The sequence below is a fragment of the uncultured Paraglaciecola sp. genome, from assembly GCF_913020055.1.
Taxonomy (GTDB): domain Bacteria; phylum Pseudomonadota; class Gammaproteobacteria; order Enterobacterales; family Alteromonadaceae; genus Paraglaciecola.
In genome coordinates this window covers 1-19,156 of sequence record NZ_CAJWCF010000090.1, presented here as the reverse complement: position 1 = coordinate 19,156, position 19,156 = coordinate 1, and the positions used below count along the sequence as shown (strand labels likewise).

The following is a 19,156-nucleotide window of genomic DNA, read 5'->3' as shown; positions in this document are numbered from 1 at the left end:
TGTGCTGGGATCATAGACCACCTCCTTAACAGCTGTAATTATATACAGTATTGCAACAGTTTACAAAAACATAGCCTATCTTTTACATGGGAAAACAAAAATTTCTCGGCGTTTTTTGATGTACTGGTAAGGTGCAACCCTTGATCAGAATGTGTGGTAAACAAGGGAGTTGACTCAGAGTTTTGATAGGAAATTTTAACCAATTCAAATCCAGTTTTGTGCGCTAAGCCAACTGAAAATCCCTCTTCACCCAAAGTAAACCCCGTGATTTCACCATATTCAGCTTGCCATATCAGATCCAAATTCCCCATAGAATTTAAAGTATAGATATGTTTGTAATCAGAGAAGTAAAGACCATCATTTTGATCCAAAGACATATAAGCACATTCAAAATTAGGTGTAGAATCTAGTAAAATAGATAGTTGTTTGGTGTTTAAATCAAACTTAGCCGGTTTAATACCGTCATCGGTCACTAATGATACCAATAAAGCGTCTTCATATTTATACCACTCGCGCAGATAAAACGGCCCTTTGTCATGAGAGATTTCTGTATAAGTCGAATCCTTAACATCAATTAAAAACAATTTGTCTTTACTCGCTGAAATAATTTTCGCACCGTCATTTGACCAAACAAAACCAAACAATTCTTCATCATTAGGATTGTTAAATATAAGGGTTTGTTGACCTTGTTCATATACGAACAGCTGTTTTAATCCATTACGGTGAGATTGAAACGCAAATTTGTCTTCTTGCGCAGAATAGATGGGTAAAAAATCTAACGACTGCGTGTCCACTAATCTTTGATAATTATATGGGTCTGCTTGCTGAGAAAACAAAATATCCACATCTAAGTTGATCAACTCCATCATAATTTCTGCGCCATCAAAACTATAACTGGCATTACGAATATACTGGAAGTTATCAAAATCAATATCTGTTACTTGTTTCTTCAAGGTTACCTTTTGTAATTTATCTCTATTGCTGATCAGTAAAGACTGATTGTTAGGGTGCCAATTCATGCCCCGCACGCTTCCTTCTAAAGTAACTAATGGTGTTACATTTGAAGTCATTAGGTTCATCACAATAAGATTATTTTTGTTTTGTTGAATATCCAAAACCATAGCCAGATTTTTCTCATCTGGTGACAAAGCAATTGTTAGTAATTGTTCTTTACCCTGATAAGTTTTTAGTGTGGTTAAAGTATTATTGGCAATCGAATATCGGCGTAATAATGTAGTGGTATTTTTGGCTCTTTGAACAAAATATATATCGCCTTGGGTTGACCACTGCATTTGAAAACTTTCAATACTGTTGGGTGGTAGGTCCAACAAAAACACAGGAGGCATAGCCGATAAATTGTATGGATCGACAGAGATATAATAGAGTTGGTCATTATCGGCCGTTCTGGTTACATACGCCACTGCCTTGCCATCTTTTGCCCACCCTAATTTACTATAACTGGATGCTTCGTCGCTGATTTGGCGTTCTTTCCCGGTGACCAAGTTTTTTAACCAAATATGATTCTTTTTACCACTACCTATTCTTACAAAAGCAGCTATATCAGACTTGGGTGACATTACTAATTCATATTCACTACTTTCACTAGATGTAACAGGTCTTAGTTGACTGAATGTTGTTTTATTATCTTGTACGCCAAACCACAAGGTGCCAGTAACAATGCTAAAAATAGCCATCAATGTGACAAATATTGGCCATGACCGTTTCCAATTCGGCACTTTTTCGACAAATGTTGGTTTGTGTAAAACAAGGCTATAACCACGTTTGGGGTGAGTAATAATAAACTCAGGTTTTTTAGTATCTTGTTCTATTGTCTTACGTAAAATTGCAATACTGCGTTGCACTGAACTGGGATTAAAGATGCTATTTGGCCAGATTTTTTCAAATATTTTTTGCTGACTCACGACTTGATTCTGAGCTGTCCACAAGCATTCAAATACTTCCATGACTTTCGGCTCTACTGATATTGTCTGCCCATCCTTGATAATCTGACAACGGGTCAAATCAATCCAACAACACCCAACTAAAATTTTACCCACTTCAACTCCAAAACCTATATAAATCAGCCCCTAATGTTTTCTTAAGGAAAACTCAAGCACTTCTACATTGTTAACCCATCAACTGCGATTGACTATCTATGGCACAACAAACCATACCAACAGAAATGTCGATGCGGAAATATTTATTCCTTCTCAATATTCTCACCAGTGCTTTCCTTCTTTTTCAAATCCAACCTATTTTAGCCAAAGGCATATTACCTACCTTTGGTGGAGGGGCATCCGTTTGGACAACCTCAATGTTGTTTTTCCAAGCATTACTGTTTCTCGGTTATTTTCACGCTTATTGTTTGAGCTTACTGAGAAGTGTCAAATTACAACTCATCATACAACTAACCTTATTGCTTATCTCAGCAGGAATAGTTTCTAACCTTTTGCAACAAGTGGCGATTGAAGATATATCCAGCGCGCCAGAAATGTCTATTTTATCAATCCTTTTCATTCAGATAGGACTACCATTTTACCTGTTATCTTCTACAGGTGTTTTACTACAGCACTGGTATACACAATATACCGTTAAAAAGAACTCTGCTTATCCGTATTACGCTTGGTCTAACCTTGGCTCGTTAGCAGCACTATTAACTTACCCGTTTTTACTAGAGACATATTTGGGTTTAGCTAATCAAAAGATACTTTGGCTAATTCTTTACAGCTTTTTTTTACTCATAAACGCAGCACTGATTGTTTCTATTTATCGCGACAAGTCTATTTTACGCATCTCAAAAGTTCGGTTATCTATAAACAAATCTAAAAGGTCCCATTTGTTTTTATGGATTTCACTGACCGCCGCTGGCGTGATGATTTTACTCAGTACAACACATCTACTTACGCTCAACATCACACCAATGCCCTTTCTTTGGGTGTTACCACTTAGCCTATATCTCGTCAGCTATATATTGAGTTTCTCAAAATATAACCTTTATTCTCGCAGTTATTGGTTGCCGATGTTTTTATTTTGTATTTTTGCCGCTTTGTTAATGTTTTTTCTAGGTAGCCAGTTCAATAGCCTGTCGCAAATTTTGATGTACAGCCTGATACTGTTTGTCACCTGTATGGTCTGCCATGGAGAGTTGCGCCAGCATACGCCAGGTCCTGAGAACCTGACATTATTTTACTTATGCCTCGCTGCAGGTGGTTTTTTGGGGGGCATGTTGGTGACACTAATGGCCCCTATCGTTTTTATAAAGTTGACAGAATATCCCATCACTATGTTGCTTATCTATTTATTGGTAGGCATCAGCTATTTTGTTTCTCGGTCAATTCCAAATTTACCCAAATCTAAAATTTTTACTGCGTGGAGTATGGGATTAGTGGGATTGGTGGTTTCATATCTTGTCTTGGACAAAGCCTATACACGTTTTGATATCATCAGCGCTCGCAATTTTTATGGCTACTTAACTGTAAAAGACGTGCACATAGGTCAACATATCTCTCGCAGGTTAGTAGATGGAACCACCGTACATGGCTCCCAAAATTTGACTAAAGCACGCGAACCTATAAAAGGTTATTTTGGTTCTAATACTGGTATCTCAATCGCAATAAAATATGCTCAACGGCAAAGTATTATGAAAATGGCTGTAATTGGGCTAGGTGCTGGTGTACTTGCTGAGTATGGCAGAAATGCTGATCAGATTGATTTTTATGAGATTAACCCAAACGTCAACCGATTTGCTAATACCTACTTTGACTATCTCCCAAACTCAGTTGCTAAAACTGATGTGATATTAGGTGATGGGCGCTTATCTCTTGAATCAGAGTTACGTCAGTTGGGCAGTAAGCAACTTGACTTGCTAGTAATAGATGCATTTAGTAGTGATGCAATTCCCACTCACTTAATCACTCTTGAAGCTTTCCATCTGTACTGGCAACACCTACGAGAAAATGGCCTGTTGGTAATGCATATCACGAATAACCATATAGACCTAAAACCTGTGATTTCGGCCTTGGCAGATGACTTAAATAAACAAGTACAAATATTTAAATCATATTCAAACAATCTAGGTAATTATGCCTCAGAGTGGCTGGTAATATCTGACAATCTAGAATTTATCAATTTAATTGAAAGCAAAAGAAACAGTACTAAATTAGTAATAGCTGAAGGTGATAAAATATTATGGACAGACGATTTCAATAATTTGTTGTCTGTTATTAAAATATAAAAAAAGCCCGTTACACCTGAGTTGTAACGGGCTTTTAGCAAAATATTTAACAAGCCTATTTTTTAGTGGCTTTCTTTGCTTTAGCGGCTGGTTTTTCGGCGGGAGCAGCTTCAGCTGTAGCCGCTTCTGGTGCCTCTTCAGGCATAAGTTGAATACCTCTAACAGGGTTTTCACTACCTTGAGTTAATTGAACCAAGCGGTTTATTTGGCCTAAAGATAACATTACCGCATAAATCGCACCTAAATAACCTAATTTATGTAAGTCGAGAATAGTATCAGTGTCTAATTCTTGAAGACGCTTTTCGCTGATCGTTTTCATGCCATTGATATTACGTTGTTGACCGTTAACATATTGTGCACGCATAACAATTGAATCAAATAAACCCAATTCTTCAATTTTTGCAATGAAATCGCGCGTCGCCAATTCACTGTTAGCTAACTCAGACAATAATTTTTGGCGATTTTCAAGATACGGACTAGGTGCATCGTCCTTAAACAGTGGCTCACCTTCTTTACCTACCAAAGGAGAGTTTTCATCAATAAATACACCCAACTTGTCGCCATCAGGGCGAACATCAAATGGATAACGTTGAATATTCAAAGGTACTACATGTCCAGACCATTTTTCGTCTTTTAAGAACAAGTTAACACCTTGATCAATACCTAACATAGCAACACTATGAGTAGTCTGACTTTGAGGATCTGTGATAAAGATGATTGGCATACAGCTGGCTATTTGAGCGTATTCACGTAAAGAGGCCGCAGCTAAATGCGTATCCTTTGTATGAGCAAAATCACTGCTATGATTTACGTGTAAATCTTTATGTTTGTTTTTATCTAGGGGGATGTAATTCATTGTCATTAAAATGTTCTCTAATTATTTTTTAAAAAGCGGCTTTACGAGCCGTCTAGTTTATTCGGACATACGTGAATATTTGGGGATCATTACTTTTTTTACAAGCTAAAAAAGATAGAAGTGTAATATATTTGTAAATAACCTGAATTCAACTAAACAATTTGGCAAGAGAAAATAACTCTTGCCAACGTGAATAACATTATCTAAATAGCGGCCTAAATTAGATCTGTATGTTCGTGAATAACAGCAAAACAATCCTTAAAAGAATGCGCAGTGACGTTAATTTCAACAGGTCTATCCAAAGCCCTGCTTATATCCATTGCAGATACCAAGCCGCAAAAACATCTATTTTCATCGACAATTTTAATATGTGCTTCACCCAGTTTCTGCATCGTAAATAGAAGGTCTCCTACTCGACTTTGTTTAACATTGTCTTTTCTTAAAACAGGCATTGTTACAGCTAGGTTCATGATATCTGCCACTGTGAGTTCTTTGCGTAATATACCTTTTCTATTCGCAATCATTAAAACGTTGCGGCTGACTAAAGTAAAATGGTCGATTACACCTAGTAACTCAGTGTTTGTTCCCACATATAATTTAGACTTATTGTTACTTCGTTGCATAATGATTAAAGCTTCATCGATGCTAGTGTCAGGCAAAATCATTTGCGCAAAGTTATATTGAAGGTCATTCACCACAATCTCAGCGGGACTATTGATATCAATCTGAATAGCCGTTAAATCAAAAGCGTTAGTTTGAGAAATGTCGTTATTCACTGTAGGAATTGCTTTAAAAGTATTCATTTTTTTACCACCAAAAAGTATGTATTTATTTTCTGCAAATGGGCTTTGCAGGGTTATGGAATTTAAATAAATACTTTCGGCGGAGCTCGGGAATGTGGTCTAAAGTGGTGGCGATTAGGTAAACGCTCAAAATTGACATGCTCAACATCAGACTTAACGAACAGATTGAAGCACTGCGAGACTTCGTTAATTATGCCATCGCTATCAGTGCCTGAATCATATTCATTGGCACTATCAGCAGGATGTTCGTCACAATAGTCAGCTGTATAACTAACAATATCTTTGGCTGTTAGACTTTCAGTTTGAGCCAAATTTAAACAGGTAAAAAGTACTACCACAAAGAATAGAAAGGAAAAATTAACCTCCATATGCTTTTTGTATGACGGTACTGTTATTTTAAGATTTGTGTTCATTTCTAAAAAGTGGGGACTCGCAAGAAAATAACAATAGCTGCCTTGGCAGGGAGTTACCTGAGATTCAAAGCAAATGCTTAAATCTCAGATATTTGTAAAGTGAAAACGTTTGGATAGCAACCTAAGCCTAATCCGTATAATTAAGCCACAGACTCAATATATTCTTGTAATTTGGCATCGGCCTCATCACCAAACAATATCTCACAGGCTTCTCTTAACCCCGGAGCAGACAGGATGTCTTCTCGTCTAACAACCAGTGATATTTTTGAGCGGCGGCGTAAAAAATCATCTAATTTAGTCACCATCTCGCGCTCTGCCGCATGTTCAATTTCTACCCGTAGATATTCGGAGTTTTCGATTAACAATTCTGCTTTTTCCGGATTTTCGCGAATTTTTTCTAACATATTAATCGCATTACGCCCATACCTTCGCCAAAACCGTTTGGTCAATGGTTCCGATGAAGTAGCGGGTGTTAGCGCATCAAAGTCCATTAATTGAGCACGATGAAAAAACTCATCACGTACAGTATTGTCTGGCTCGCCGTACCATTTAAAATCTTCGTAAGGCAGAGTGATACCTAGTTCTTTGATCAACCCCGCAACCTCGTCGCCGACGTTGATACAATCAGTAAGCTTGCCACCAAAAATGGAAAGGTATTTATCGACTTTATTTGTATCAATAGCATGTTTGCGCGATAACTGTACCCAATCGGCTTTACCGCCAGTTCCCTTAATCGCGAGAGGGCGTACACCGCAACGTTCTGCAATGATATCGGCTTGCGTTAACGCTTTGGGTAAGTCTAAAAGTTTATTCACGTTGTCTAATACAAATTGTCGGTCTTCATCTGTGACTTTTGCATGTGGATCTTCGACTTGCGTGTCAGTAGTGCCAATGCACGTTTTAGGTCCCATAGGGATAACAAAAAACAACCGACCATCATCAGCAAAGAATGTAAGCACTTTATTGCTATCAGTAATTTTATCAACAATCAGATGAATGCCCTTAGAAAACAAATGATGGTGTTCGGTTGTCTGTTGATTAATTTGATTTATCGGGTCAACAAAAGGTCCTGCTGAGTTGATGATAACTTTTGAGCGAATCTCAAACTCTTCACCACTGATCACGTCTTTGGCTTGGGTTTTCCATTCACCCGCTACTTTTTCAGAACCATTGGCTTGTACATAGTTAGCAGCAATACAACCATAACTCATACTCGAACGAATAAAATTGAAAACAAAACGCGCATCATTATCATGCAAAAATGCATCGGAATATTCGAAGCCACCGTTAACTTTTTTAGTGTTAACCACGTTTTCAAGAGATTTGATTTTACTGGCTGATAAATAATGCGGACGTTGCGTGAAAAAACGCCCCATCAACCAATAAACAATAGTCCCCATAAAGACAAACAAAGGCGGAAAACGAAACCCTTTTTGGATGCTGGTGAAAAAACGAATTTCCTTGACGGTGGACGGGTAACTCCGCATCAAATGATTACGGCTTTTACACAACTTATTAACCAATCCATACTCATGGCTTTCGAGGTATTTAATTCCACCCCAAGCCAAATTTGACGAGTTAGAACTGGTAAAACCGGCAAAGTCACCTTTATCAATCAAAGCTACTTTTGCGCCTTTTGCCGCAAGCGCGGCTGCCGACACTGCACCGTTAATGCCGCCCCCGATGATCAATACATCGAAGACTTTCTCTGGCAATTTTCGAATATTACTTTTTCTAAGGTTATTCACGCTATTTCCAATCATTTTTAAAAAGTCTTCGCCTTAAGATTCATTAGCCTGAATCAAACCATCGTCACTGCCCCAAGCCAACTGAGCATTTTTGCCATAGAACAATTTGTTGATAAGTAGAGCAACCGATACACATGAAATAAGTGTCACAAACATTAAGTGAATATAGTGCAGACCAAAAGGAGCATGAAATGGTGAGAATTCAAATGACAATGCACCATACAAAAACACCCCAAATATTACCGCAATAATACCGGCATTTGCTTCTACGTTTTTAAACACTAAACCGACTATAAATATTGATAAAATCGGCATACTGAACAAGCCCCAAAGCTGCTGCAATAGATTGATAATGCTCTCAGCTTGAGCATAAACAGGTACCAATAACAAAGCGATAATAGTTAACCCTGCCGTAATAAAAGCACTTAACTTGGCAACATTTTTTGGATGACCAACGTAGGGTTCGTGAAGGTCACATACATAAAGTGCAGTGGCTGAATTTAAGTTACTGTTAAAGGTTGATAATACTGCTGCAGCCATCGCAGCAGCAAATATACCCGAAAGCCAAGAAGGTAGAAGATCGCCCACTATCTTTCCATAGGCTGCGTCACCAATATCTCCATATAGTTGAAAAGATACAATGCCTGGTATAACCACAATAGCTGGAACAATTAACAGACGGATGCCCACTGCAGCAAACACCCCTTTTTGAGCTTCTTTTAAGCTCGGGGCGGCCATGGCGCGCTGGGTGATAACCTGATTGGTTCCCCAGTAAAACATTTGAATAAATATCATACCTGTTAATAAGGTATGCCAAGGAATAGGTGATTCGTCATCACCAATCAAAGTGAGTCTGTCTGCAGGAATAGTAGAAAAATCATAATCAATGGCATTAAGTGCCAAAAATACTATGGCAATCGCCATGGTTAACAGCAACACACCTGAATAAGTGTCGGATACAGCTACAGCCCGCAAACCACCAAAAATGGCATACATTGCCCCAAGAGTGGCAAATGCTACCGCTATGTACATCAATGGAATATCCAAATCAAACATAGTTTTCATAAACAAAGAACCTGAATAAATCACCGCTGGGCAAAATATCAAAGCACTACTCAAGAAAAATAACGCTCCTATCACTGCGCGTATATTTTTATTTTGGTAACGTTTTTCCAATAATTCTGTGGTCGTAGTGCACTGATATTTATAATATAAAGGCAAAAACACTTTGGCCAAAATCATCAAACCAGCTAAGGCTGCAAACTCCCACCATGCAAGCAAAGCCATTTGTGTACCATTAGTGCCAACCAGTTGATCTGTACTTAAATTGGTTAAGGTTATTGAACCTGCAATGAAATACCATTTCAGCCCACCTCCTGCCAAAAATAGTTCTTTATTTTGTTGGCCTTCGGTAGCATTTTGTAACCGACCTTTGCCTCTACATTGTAGATAGGTTAATAAACCAATAAGTGCGGTAACAAATGCAAATATCGACACCTGGATCATGGTTTCGGACATATTATGGCTCCTTTGCCAATTTGCCTTTTTTGGGTCAAAGGCAAATTAATTATTAAATGTATAATGTTGTTTTTATTCTCTAACAAAAACCAAGGTAATCACTTGTTGTTTAACCGGCAGCCCGGTCTTTGGCCACTTCAATTTTCAATTGAGCCACTTTAGGTAAGTCACTGCGACTATTTTGTTTTTGTATGATTAAGTTCAATTGATAGATTGAAATCAACATGGCATGAATTTGCACGAGATAACCTTGTTGATTTAAACCATGTAATTGCTCTGGAGATAGAACGTTCATCTTGTCTTCGTCAATCGTGATTAAACCAGTAATGTTTTGGTTGGTGCCATCCTGATATTGCACTACCAAATCGATACTTTTTAACAGCGCTAATTTTTCCAGCTCTTTGCCAAATGCAAAGGTATGAATGTCATTCTGAATATCGGCTTCGAGTAACACTTTTGCACGGCTCAGTTGCATCGAGGCTTTGCCGTTTTCTTCAAATATTAATTCGCCATTTTGTTTAGAAAATACTGGGCTTTTTTCATCGATACCAATGGTATAACTGTTTTCATCGGATGCAGAGCGCATTAAGAAAAAAGGAAAGGTCTGTATGGCGCTAGGTTGATAAGTAGACTGCCATTGGCCATCCTTAACAAACATATTTTGTCTATTTTCGAAGCTAGTCAAGGCCGATAACACTAAGCCACCGTCCTGCGCATTTCGAGTGAAAAATATCGGAAAACTACCTGCAGCCCGTCCCACTTCATTCACTCTTAACTTTACTATCTGCTGGGTTGCGGCGACTTCAACACCACAATTAACTCTAACTTTAAGACCTTTATGTTGAGTACTACTTAATTCAACTAGTTCTGACATCTGTTGTTATCTCTCATTCGCTGTGGCAAGCCACTTTTCAATATAATCTCGATGCGGTGGCAATGTTTGCAACATCTGTTGAGTCAATTGTTGGTTACGTTTAATAATCTGTTCGGCTTGTGGTTGCTGGCGGTATAAGTGACTTTGTTTACTAAAATCAGGCTTAAAGCCCATTCCATACAACACATATTGGTAACTAGCTGCTGGGAAAAGCTCAATTGCACTATCAAAGTCTTGGCTAGTTGGCCCTCGATAGGACCAAATTGCCAAATCTTCTTTTAAACTTTGAGGAATTGAAGCTTGGTTACAATGGGCTTGCCAATAAGGCTCGGGGCGTTTAGTTAACATGTAGTGCAACTTAAGAAAGTCGATAATACGCTGCCAACGATAGTCCATTTGTTGATTAAAACGTTTCTCTGTGATCGGTAACAACGAATCATCAGCCGGCAAGTTTTCAGCTATATACCGAGCCGACAACTCCACCAACATAATAGCGGTGGCTTCTAGAGGTTCAACAAAACCAGCTGCCATACCCACAGCTACACAATTTTTCTTCCAAAACTGTTTTCGGTGTCCCGATTTAAAACTAATTTTTCGAGTCTCAATTCCTTCAGCTGCAGCGCCAAGATACTTGCGTAAGTTAGCTTCAGCTTCATCGTCGCTCAAGTAATCTGACGAATAAACATGCCCGACACCACGCCTATGGGTCAAACCGATATCCCAAATCCAACCTGCATTTTGTGCTGTTGCTATGGTATGACAGGCAATGGGGCTATTTACATCTTCGTAGGGGACTTGCATGGCCAACGCAGTGTCATTGAACAATACATCGTGAACGGGTACAAAAGGTACGTCTAACGCTTTGCCTAAAAGCAACGAGGCAAAACCGGTGCAATCAACAAATAAATCGGCACTTATCTCGCCCACGCCGGACGCCACAATATGTTGGATTGCGCCGTCACTAGACAAAACCGTATCATCAACCGTAGCCACTATATGTTCTACACCTAATTTGCTTTTACAATGGTCTTTTAAAAGCTCAGCAAAAGCACCAGCATCCAGATGATATGCGTAATTACATTGCCCCTTATATTCTGTTTCGGCCATGGTTCTTGGGGCAAGACCCGCTTCACAAATATGGTGTTGAAAATTCGACTCTACTGCGTAGTTTTCAATATCAGTCACATATGGGGCCAAATCGATGCGACCGTAACCTAGCGGTACCGTAAAAGGATGGTAATAGAAATCGCCATTACCATGCACCCAGTCAACAAATTTGCCACCTTGTTTAAATACCGCATGGCATTTTTCAAATAAGTCACTTTCTTTAATACCAATTTGTTGCATGGTGTTTTTCATAGTGGGCCATGTACCTTCGCCCACTCCCACAGTGGGAATATCAGAAGATTCCACTAACACAACTTGCAACGCTGGTTGTTGACCATCATCGGTGTCGCTTTTGTGATGTGCCGCTATTACTGCGGCGGTCAACCATCCGGCTGTACCGCCACCTACTACTACTATTTTTTTAACTGCTTTTGACATTATAAGGAGACTGTCCGACTTAACATTTTTGATTCATTATTCTTATCTAAAACAACACTTAATAAAACCATACATTGATGATAAATAACGTTTTAGATAAAAACGGCCCGGGCAATATTGCCACAGGCCATTAGATACACTAAACATTATGCCATGTCAGATAAAATTCATCTGACATGGCAGTGTTACATACTAGAAATTAGCACGTACACCAATCGCATAACGCGTACCTGTATCTTGGATGGAGGTAATTTGAATAGGAAAACGACCATGTTTAACTGTTTCTTCACCCGTCAAGTTAATCCCCTCAACAAAAACTGTTAAGTTTTCATTGATATCGTAACTAGCACTAGCATCCCATTGGCCGTAAGTTTCTACGAAATTAGGCTCGCCCGTAGTCGCATTTCCTAGTTCTTGAAGGAAGGCTTCTCTGTTATTAAAAGCAATACGCGCTTGCCATTCATCTTGCTCATAAAAAACAATCAGGTTTTGTGAATCACCCAAACCTTCTAAGGCGAAAGTTTGTGACACAGTAGTGTCGATTTCTGCATCACTGTTAACAACTGTGGCATTAGCTGTAAAGCCAAAACCATTGTCCCAAACGTGAGTTACTGCTACTTCGAAACCATTAACTTCAGCGGTTTCACCATTTTGTGGACGACTTACAAAGAAGTCTTCTGACGCTCCTTGTAACTCATCAGAAACGATGGCTCCAGGGGGAAGTTGATCAGCTGCACAATTGCCACAAATATTCCCAGGTGTATTGGCACGGTCGCCAAGTATTATGCTTTCTGTACCACGTAATGTAGTAATAAAGTCATCCACTTCTTTATTAAAGTAAGCGAAGGTGAATGAACTTGCATCACCAAAATACCATTCGTAAGAAATATCCCAGTTTTCTGACTTAAAGGGTTTAAGTGCTGGGTTACCACCAGATGCAGTTAAGTTCTGCAATCGAGGTTCACCAATATTAGTCACCGATGATAATTGAGACAATGTAGGTCTGGTTAACGAGTCATAGACAGAGAAACGTAAGACCATATCGTCCTGAACATCCAGTTTGAAGTTTACACTGGGGAGTAGATTAGCATAACTGCTGCCTCTAGAGACTGGGACAGCATCACCTAACACATTCTGAAACAAGGTCGTATCACTAGTGGCGATAACATCCAGTAAAACTTGCTCAGCACCATCAACCGAGATACTGGTCTCACTATAACGCGCGCCTATGTTCACAGTCCAAGGCATATCACCTAAGTCACCTTGGAAAACGAAATCCATGTATAAGCTGGTAACTTCTTCGTTAATGATAGAATAATCACCTAGACGTTCAGGAGCCCAACCGTTGTTAGCCGCAATAATGGCAGCTGTAGTTCCATCAGGTACACCCAAGGTCGCATCATTGGCTAATTGCAATGAGGTATCAGTAGATAACACATCAAAGAAAGCCCCACCATCATAGGTATACCAAGTATCAGCTACGCCGTTGAAGAAGTTATTTGCAGTATACGGCTGCAAGGTCCCCGCAGGCACAGCACCACGATAACCTCCGAATAAACCAAACATACCGGCAATATTATTCGTATGACTAAAGTTTTGAATCGACTTCTCACGGTCTTGCATATAAGCACCAAACTTCATTTGCGTGAAAGTGTCGCTGTCAGGTGTATAAATGAAATCGGCTCTCAACTCAGTCACTTCATCTTCGTTATCTACACCACTTTTACCATAAACGTGGCTGCGGCCCAGACTAGCGTCTGGCAATGTATTACCAGAAAACCCATCATGCTGAGTAGTGAAATTACCGCCATCAAGTGAGGTTTGATAGTTATTGACTATGCCGATAACAGCGAAATAAGAGCTTCCGTCAGAGGTATCATTTTCAGCGCTTGAAGTCGAAAGATCAAAATTACCTTTTAGGTTGTCCTGAATATCCCACTCAACATTTAGGCCAAAAGCATTTATTGACACGTTGCGACTACCTTGCGTGTTCTCAACAAAATCTGTCGCCGCATTGCCACCAACCTGGTCGATAAAGGTCGCTGTACGCGTTTCAGGATCAACAGTAACGCTACCTACACGAGTCGGCTCATACCAAGCAGCCAGATCATGTTGTACTGAGTCCACTTCAAATTCAGACATAAATCCATCGAAGGTAATAGATATTTCGTCGCTTGGCGCATACTGCACTACTAAAGATGCGTTGGTTCTAGTGCGTTCTTGTACATCTGAGATATGATCGATATTCCGAGGAATGTATATATTACTTGCAAGTACATCGCCGGCCGTGTTTGAAACCGTAATACCTGGACGCCAACCGGCCGTGCCAATTGAATTAATATCAACATCACGCTGTTGATGTGATGCAGAAAATAAGACGCCTAACCTGTCATCGTTAAAAGTATTACTGATTAAAACTGATGCGCTAGGTGAAGTTTTTTCATTAAGATCTTCGTAGGTAGCTTTAGCCGAACCGGCCACTCTAAAACCATCAATATCAAATGGTCTGGCTGTAGACACATTAATCGTTGCCCCAATGCCACCTTCTTGTAGGTCAGCTCTGGTACTTTTGTAAACATCTGCTCCGCTGATCATTTCAGCTGCTAATATATCGAAACTAAATTCACGACCTGGGTTTTCAGTTGCGATTTGACGGCCATTCACTAATACATTGTTAAATTGTGGACCAAAACCACGTACTGTAACAAACTGCCCTTCGCCGCCACTCCGGTCGATAGAAACACCTGTAATACGTTGCAATGATTCGGCAACGTTTAAATCTGGAAATTTACCTAAGTCTTCGGCAGCAATACCGTCTGAAACAATCAAAGATTCCTTTTTATTCGACATTGCGCGTTTTAAGCTGCTAACAATACCTCTAACTTCGATGACTTCAACAGCATCATTTGCGGCTGCTTCTTGCGCGATAACTGAAGATATGCTTAACGTAGCAGCAGGTAAGATTAAGGCGGCTTTTACTGCCGTCCATAGATAATTTTTTTTCATGTGATGTGTCCTATTTTATCTAATTAATTATTATTTTGTGGATGTAATAAATTTTTGTATTTAAAGGCCTTATTATTCTTAAGATTATTTTTTGACCTAGTAAAACCAAGTTAGCAACCGCCAAACCTGCAACAACTCACCAACATTCTTACAACATAAAAAGATTGCACGTTGCATTCTTGTTAACAGCTACAAATAGAATTCTGCAATTAAACTATCAATGTCAACTGAACATAATACTAGCAGAGTCTCAGGTAACCGCTGTTTACAGCTATACAAATCTACACTTACATAAGACATATTTAAACTTATATAAGACAGAAGAATATTTCTTTCAGTGATATACATGATTTATTACTATTTATATTTTGTTAACAATTGAGCTGTTAACGAGATTTTTTTATCTATAACCAAGAAAAATTGGATGGTTTTAATTGCAAAAGACATGACTCTCACGCTATAACAGCCATCATTTTTTCTGTCAGCTTCCTCAGTGGCTTCGACAAGGTTATGGATCTAAACATGGCAAACTCCCTACAAAACTATATTTCTCTGACCGGGCGCAACAGTAGTTTAGTCATCGACTGCAATAATGAAGCGCCACAAATTATGTACTGGCGTGAAAAGCTCTCTGCACAAAGCACTGGACAGATGATGAGCATATTGCGGCTAAGACAAGAAGCCCCCGCTTCTCCTATGAGAGAAATACCTAGGTCTTTAACACCCACAACAGGTCAAGGTTATACCGGACACCCAGGCCTTAGTTTGCATGGGGAAACAGATCAATGGTCAGTGGCAACTGAAATATCAAACATTGAATGCCTCGGGCCCAACCACTACAAAATAACCAACACAGATATCAGTCGTCATCTACAAGTCATTCATACACTTATTATGGACGCAGATACCGATGTTCTGACGATTACGACAGAGTTGATTAATAAGGGCGAGAGTCCAATTAATTTAGACTGGTGCGCGGCCGCAACCTTCCCTATCCCAAGTTATTTTCAACATATTATGGGCTTTGAAGGGCGTTGGGCTGGAGAGTTTCAGGAGCACCATTTAGAACAAAACTTTGCGGCCTATGTGCGCGAAAACCGCAGAGGAAGAACATCTCACGATAGCTTCCCAGGTCTCATTATGCGAACCAATTCCACAGACCAATTACAAGGGGAAGCTTTCGGGTTTCACCTTGGTTGGAGTGGAAACCATAAAATTGTTGCAGAAAAAATGGGCGATGGACGTGCCTTTGTGCAAATGGGTGAGTTGCTATTACCCGGTGAAATTATTTTGCAAAAAGGTCAAACTTATAAATCCCCCACTCTTTACGCTAGTTATACCAGTAATGGTTTATCTGCGCTGTCTCAGCAATTCCACCAATATGTGCGTAAACACTTAATTAGGCCGTCAGTCAAAAACAAACCTCGACCTGTACATTACAATACCTGGGAAGGTATTTATTTTAATCATGATCTAGATACCCTAAAAGACTTGGCTTCCCGTGCTAGCACAATAGGAGCTGAACGGTTTGTATTAGATGACGGCTGGTTTATTGGCCGCAATGATGACACGGCTGGGTTAGGCGATTGGTTTGTAGACAAAACGTATTATCCACAAGGCTTAACTCCTCTTATCGAACATGTGAAATCAGAGGGTTTAGAATTTGGCCTTTGGTTTGAGCCTGAAATGGTTAACCCTAACAGTGACTTATTTCGTGCTCACCCAGACTGGGTGTTAGGCACGCCCCCCAATCCACAGGTCGGATTTCGCAACCAATTAGTATTAGATTTAAGCCGCAAAGAAGTGTTCGATTACCTATTTGAGCGCATCGATAGTTTATTGACTGAATACGATATTTCTTACATCAAATGGGACATGAACAGAGACATCAACCACCCGGGTGATGAACAGGGTAAACCCGCGGTCCACAATCAAACCCAGGCTTTTTATCAGTTAGTCGCCAAGTTAAAATCTGCTCACCCAAGCGTAGAAATTGAAAGTTGCGCATCAGGCGGTGGCCGCGCAGATTATGGTGTGCTGGCGCATACCGACCGAATTTGGACATCTGACTCAAACGATGCCTTAGAAAGACTTAAAATCCAAAAAGGCTTTTCATACTTCTTTCCCGCAGAATTAATGGGTACTCATGTGGGCCCAAGAGATTGTCATATCACCCATAGAAACATCAATATGGCGATGCGCGCATCGGTAGTGTTGTTTGGTCACATGGGCATGGAAATGGATTTGCGAGAATTAACCGACGATGAAATTGTTGAGTTAAAAGCCATGGTAGCGCTGTATAAAAAACACCGACACTTGGTGCACTCTGGCGATCTGTTCCGCCTTGAGTTACCCGAATATATGCACGGTTTAGGCATAGTTTCGCAAGACAAATCTGAAGCATTGTTTTCATACAGTCTAATTGCCTGTAGTCCTGCGTCTTTGCCTGACCAATTCCATTTTGCTGGATTAGACAAAAAAGCGGTTTATCAATTAGATATTATCTGGCCAATAAAATCAGGCGAACACTGGCCAAAAGCATCAATCTTTAATTTTAAAACTAATCTACAGGACATAGATGGCAAACAGTTTTCAGGTGAGTTATTGATGCAGCTAGGTATGCAATTACCCTTACTGACTCCACAAAGTAGCTTGATCTTCCATTTAACTAAGGTGAGTTAAGTTTACAGGTATTTATGAGTCTCTAATTTAAGGGGCTCTTTTACTTTATCTCTTCAACCTATAAACTGTCCTTAGGGGAATTCTCCTCAACAATCATCTTTAATCAATTAAAACTAAATCTATTTAAATAGATGGATCGGAAGATAATTAAATTACGGGAAACTATTATCGTGAATAGAATGCTTAAAATCAGTGCAATGTTCGCTATCAGCACATTTTATGTCAGTCATGTTTCGGCAATCACAGTCAGTGATAAAGCCAACAAGCTGGCGCAAGAAAACATCATAATTGACTCACATATCGATGTACCTTATCGCCTTGAAGAAAAGTGGGTAGATGTCACTAAGGCCACAAAAGAGGGTGATTTTGATTACCCGCGCGCTAAACAAGGTGGCCTAAACGCACCTTTTATGTCGATTTATATTCCTGCTAGCCTAGATAACTCGGCCAACTCAACCAAATTAGCAGACAAACTAATAGATTATGTTGAAGCCATTGTAGGCCGAGCTCCGAATAAATTTGCGATTGCCTCTAGCACCGCCGATGTAGAGCAACAATTTGCTGAAGGCCTTATTTCATTACCTTTGGGAATGGAAAACGGCTCACCTATCCAAGGTGATTTAGCTAATTTACAACATTTTTATGAACGCGGAATTCGTTACATCACTTTGGCTCATTCCCAAGCGAATCATATTTCTGATTCTTCCTATGATCTGCGCCGTAAATGGAAAGGCCTTAGCCCATTCGGTAAAGAACTGGTACAAAAGATGAATAAAGTAGGCGTGCTGATTGATATCTCCCACGTGTCTGATGCGGCTTTTTATCAAACCATTGAATTGTCAAAAACCCCCGTGATCGCCTCTCACTCTTCATTACGCGCTTTTACCCCCGGTTTCGAGCGTAATATGGATGATAAAATGATTAAAGCATTAGGTGAAAATGGTGGAGTTATCCAAATCAATTTTGGTTCAACCTTCGTCACAAAACGAGCCAATGCTTGGAGTAAAAGACGTAGTGCCGAACAAAAAGTAGTAGAAGATAAATTTGGTAAGGATAGCGATCAATACAAGAACTTTAGCGATGAGTTTGCTGCTAAAAACCCACTACCTTATGCCACATTAGACAGTGTATTAGATCATATTGACCATGTAGTTAAACTAATTGGTATTGACCATGTGGGCATTGGCTCTGATTATGACGGTGTAGGTGATTCTCTACCTACGGATCTTAAAGATGTGTCAACTTATCCCAACTTGATCCAAGGTTTATTAAATCGTGGGTACAGTGACAAAAATATAATCAAAATACTCAGTGGCAACTTTATGCGTGTATGGAAAACCAACGAAGAGTACGCCGCTAAACATTAAGTTAAATGTTCATAAACTTAACTAGTCATAACCTTTCATGCCTGTGCAGATAACTCAGGACTGAACTATGCTGTATATACAAACACACTGTATGGGCAGACATAGTCATG

12 protein-coding genes are annotated in these 19,156 nt (G+C 39.6%); 3 read left to right on the top strand and 9 right to left on the bottom strand.

Features of this window, described 5'->3' with window-relative positions; translation table 11 throughout:
- Nucleotides 1-38: 38 nt before the first annotated feature.
- A complete protein-coding gene (locus QZ488_RS16835; RefSeq protein WP_293750950.1) occupies nt 39-2,057 on the bottom strand; it encodes a winged helix-turn-helix domain-containing protein in 2,019 nt (672 codons plus the stop codon).
- A 98-nt stretch (nt 2,058-2,155) separates the two neighbouring features.
- On the opposite strand from QZ488_RS16835, the gene QZ488_RS16830 reads away from it, so the two are divergent.
- A complete protein-coding gene (locus QZ488_RS16830; RefSeq protein WP_293750948.1) occupies nt 2,156-4,234 on the top strand; it encodes a fused MFS/spermidine synthase in 2,079 nt (692 codons plus the stop codon).
- Nucleotides 4,235-4,289: 55 nt separating this feature from the next.
- On the opposite strand, the gene QZ488_RS16825 is transcribed toward QZ488_RS16830, so the two are convergent.
- From QZ488_RS16825 to QZ488_RS16790, 8 genes are all read right to left on the bottom strand, one after another.
- Nucleotides 4,290-5,096: a SapC family protein gene (locus QZ488_RS16825; RefSeq protein ID WP_293750946.1), complete on the bottom strand. Its 807-nt coding sequence runs from the start codon at nt 5,094-5,096 to the stop codon at nt 4,290-4,292.
- Between the two features lie 209 nt (nt 5,097-5,305).
- The gene (locus QZ488_RS16820; RefSeq protein WP_293750944.1) at nt 5,306-5,893 is read right to left on the bottom strand and encodes a CBS domain-containing protein; all 588 of its coding nucleotides are present in this window, start codon (nt 5,891-5,893) and stop codon (nt 5,306-5,308) included.
- 62 nt (nt 5,894-5,955) lie between these two features.
- Nucleotides 5,956-6,261 carry a hypothetical protein gene (locus tag QZ488_RS16815; protein WP_293750942.1) on the bottom strand — a complete coding sequence of 102 codons (306 nt, stop codon included), beginning with the start codon at nt 6,259-6,261 and terminating at the stop codon, nt 5,956-5,958.
- Nucleotides 6,262-6,446: 185 nt separating this feature from the next.
- Nucleotides 6,447-8,054 carry an FAD-dependent oxidoreductase gene (locus QZ488_RS16810; RefSeq protein WP_293750940.1) on the bottom strand — a complete coding sequence of 536 codons (1,608 nt, stop codon included), beginning with the start codon at nt 8,052-8,054 and terminating at the stop codon, nt 6,447-6,449.
- A gap of 33 nt (nt 8,055-8,087) precedes the next feature.
- On the bottom strand, nt 8,088-9,572 hold the full coding sequence (locus tag QZ488_RS16805) for an SLC5 family protein (RefSeq protein WP_293750938.1): 1,485 nt from the start codon (nt 9,570-9,572) through the stop codon (nt 8,088-8,090).
- Nucleotides 9,573-9,681: 109 nt separating this feature from the next.
- Nucleotides 9,682-10,446, bottom strand: coding sequence for a SapC family protein (locus QZ488_RS16800; RefSeq protein ID WP_293750936.1), 765 nt, complete (start codon nt 10,444-10,446; stop codon nt 9,682-9,684).
- Nucleotides 10,447-10,452: 6 nt separating this feature from the next.
- On the bottom strand, nt 10,453-11,991 hold the full coding sequence (locus QZ488_RS16795; protein ID WP_293750934.1) for a tryptophan halogenase family protein: 1,539 nt from the start codon (nt 11,989-11,991) through the stop codon (nt 10,453-10,455).
- Nucleotides 11,992-12,183: 192 nt separating this feature from the next.
- Nucleotides 12,184-14,997 (bottom strand): TonB-dependent receptor, encoded by a 2,814-nt coding sequence (locus QZ488_RS16790; protein ID WP_293750932.1) that lies wholly within the window; start codon nt 14,995-14,997, stop codon nt 12,184-12,186.
- Nucleotides 14,998-15,519: 522 nt separating this feature from the next.
- Here QZ488_RS16790 and QZ488_RS16785 point away from each other — a divergent pair.
- Both QZ488_RS16785 and QZ488_RS16780 read left to right on the top strand, forming a co-directional pair.
- Nucleotides 15,520-17,679 (top strand): alpha-galactosidase, encoded by a 2,160-nt coding sequence (locus QZ488_RS16785; protein WP_293750930.1) that lies wholly within the window; start codon nt 15,520-15,522, stop codon nt 17,677-17,679.
- A 197-nt stretch (nt 17,680-17,876) separates the two neighbouring features.
- Nucleotides 17,877-19,046, top strand: a complete 1,170-nt coding sequence (locus QZ488_RS16780; RefSeq protein ID WP_293750952.1) for a dipeptidase — start codon at nt 17,877-17,879, stop codon at nt 19,044-19,046.
- Nucleotides 19,047-19,156: the final 110 nt, after the last annotated feature.

Excerpts from the sequence above, each read along its gene's own strand:
- QZ488_RS16830 (WP_293750948.1), top strand. The coding sequence starts at position 2,156 with ATGGCACAACAAACCATACCAACAGAAATGTCGATGCGGAAATATTTA.
- QZ488_RS16825 (WP_293750946.1), bottom strand. The coding sequence starts at position 5,096 with ATGACAATGAATTACATCCCCCTAGATAAAAACAAACATAAAGATTTA.
- QZ488_RS16820 (WP_293750944.1), bottom strand. The coding sequence starts at position 5,893 with ATGAATACTTTTAAAGCAATTCCTACAGTGAATAACGACATTTCTCAA.
- QZ488_RS16815 (WP_293750942.1), bottom strand. The coding sequence starts at position 6,261 with ATGGAGGTTAATTTTTCCTTTCTATTCTTTGTGGTAGTACTTTTTACC.
- QZ488_RS16805 (WP_293750938.1), bottom strand. The coding sequence starts at position 9,572 with ATGTCCGAAACCATGATCCAGGTGTCGATATTTGCATTTGTTACCGCA.
- QZ488_RS16800 (WP_293750936.1), bottom strand. The coding sequence starts at position 10,446 with ATGTCAGAACTAGTTGAATTAAGTAGTACTCAACATAAAGGTCTTAAA.
- QZ488_RS16795 (WP_293750934.1), bottom strand. The coding sequence starts at position 11,991 with ATGTCAAAAGCAGTTAAAAAAATAGTAGTAGTAGGTGGCGGTACAGCC.
- QZ488_RS16790 (WP_293750932.1), bottom strand. The coding sequence starts at position 14,997 with ATGAAAAAAAATTATCTATGGACGGCAGTAAAAGCCGCCTTAATCTTA.
- QZ488_RS16785 (WP_293750930.1), top strand. The coding sequence starts at position 15,520 with ATGGCAAACTCCCTACAAAACTATATTTCTCTGACCGGGCGCAACAGT.
- QZ488_RS16780 (WP_293750952.1), top strand. The coding sequence starts at position 17,877 with ATGTTCGCTATCAGCACATTTTATGTCAGTCATGTTTCGGCAATCACA.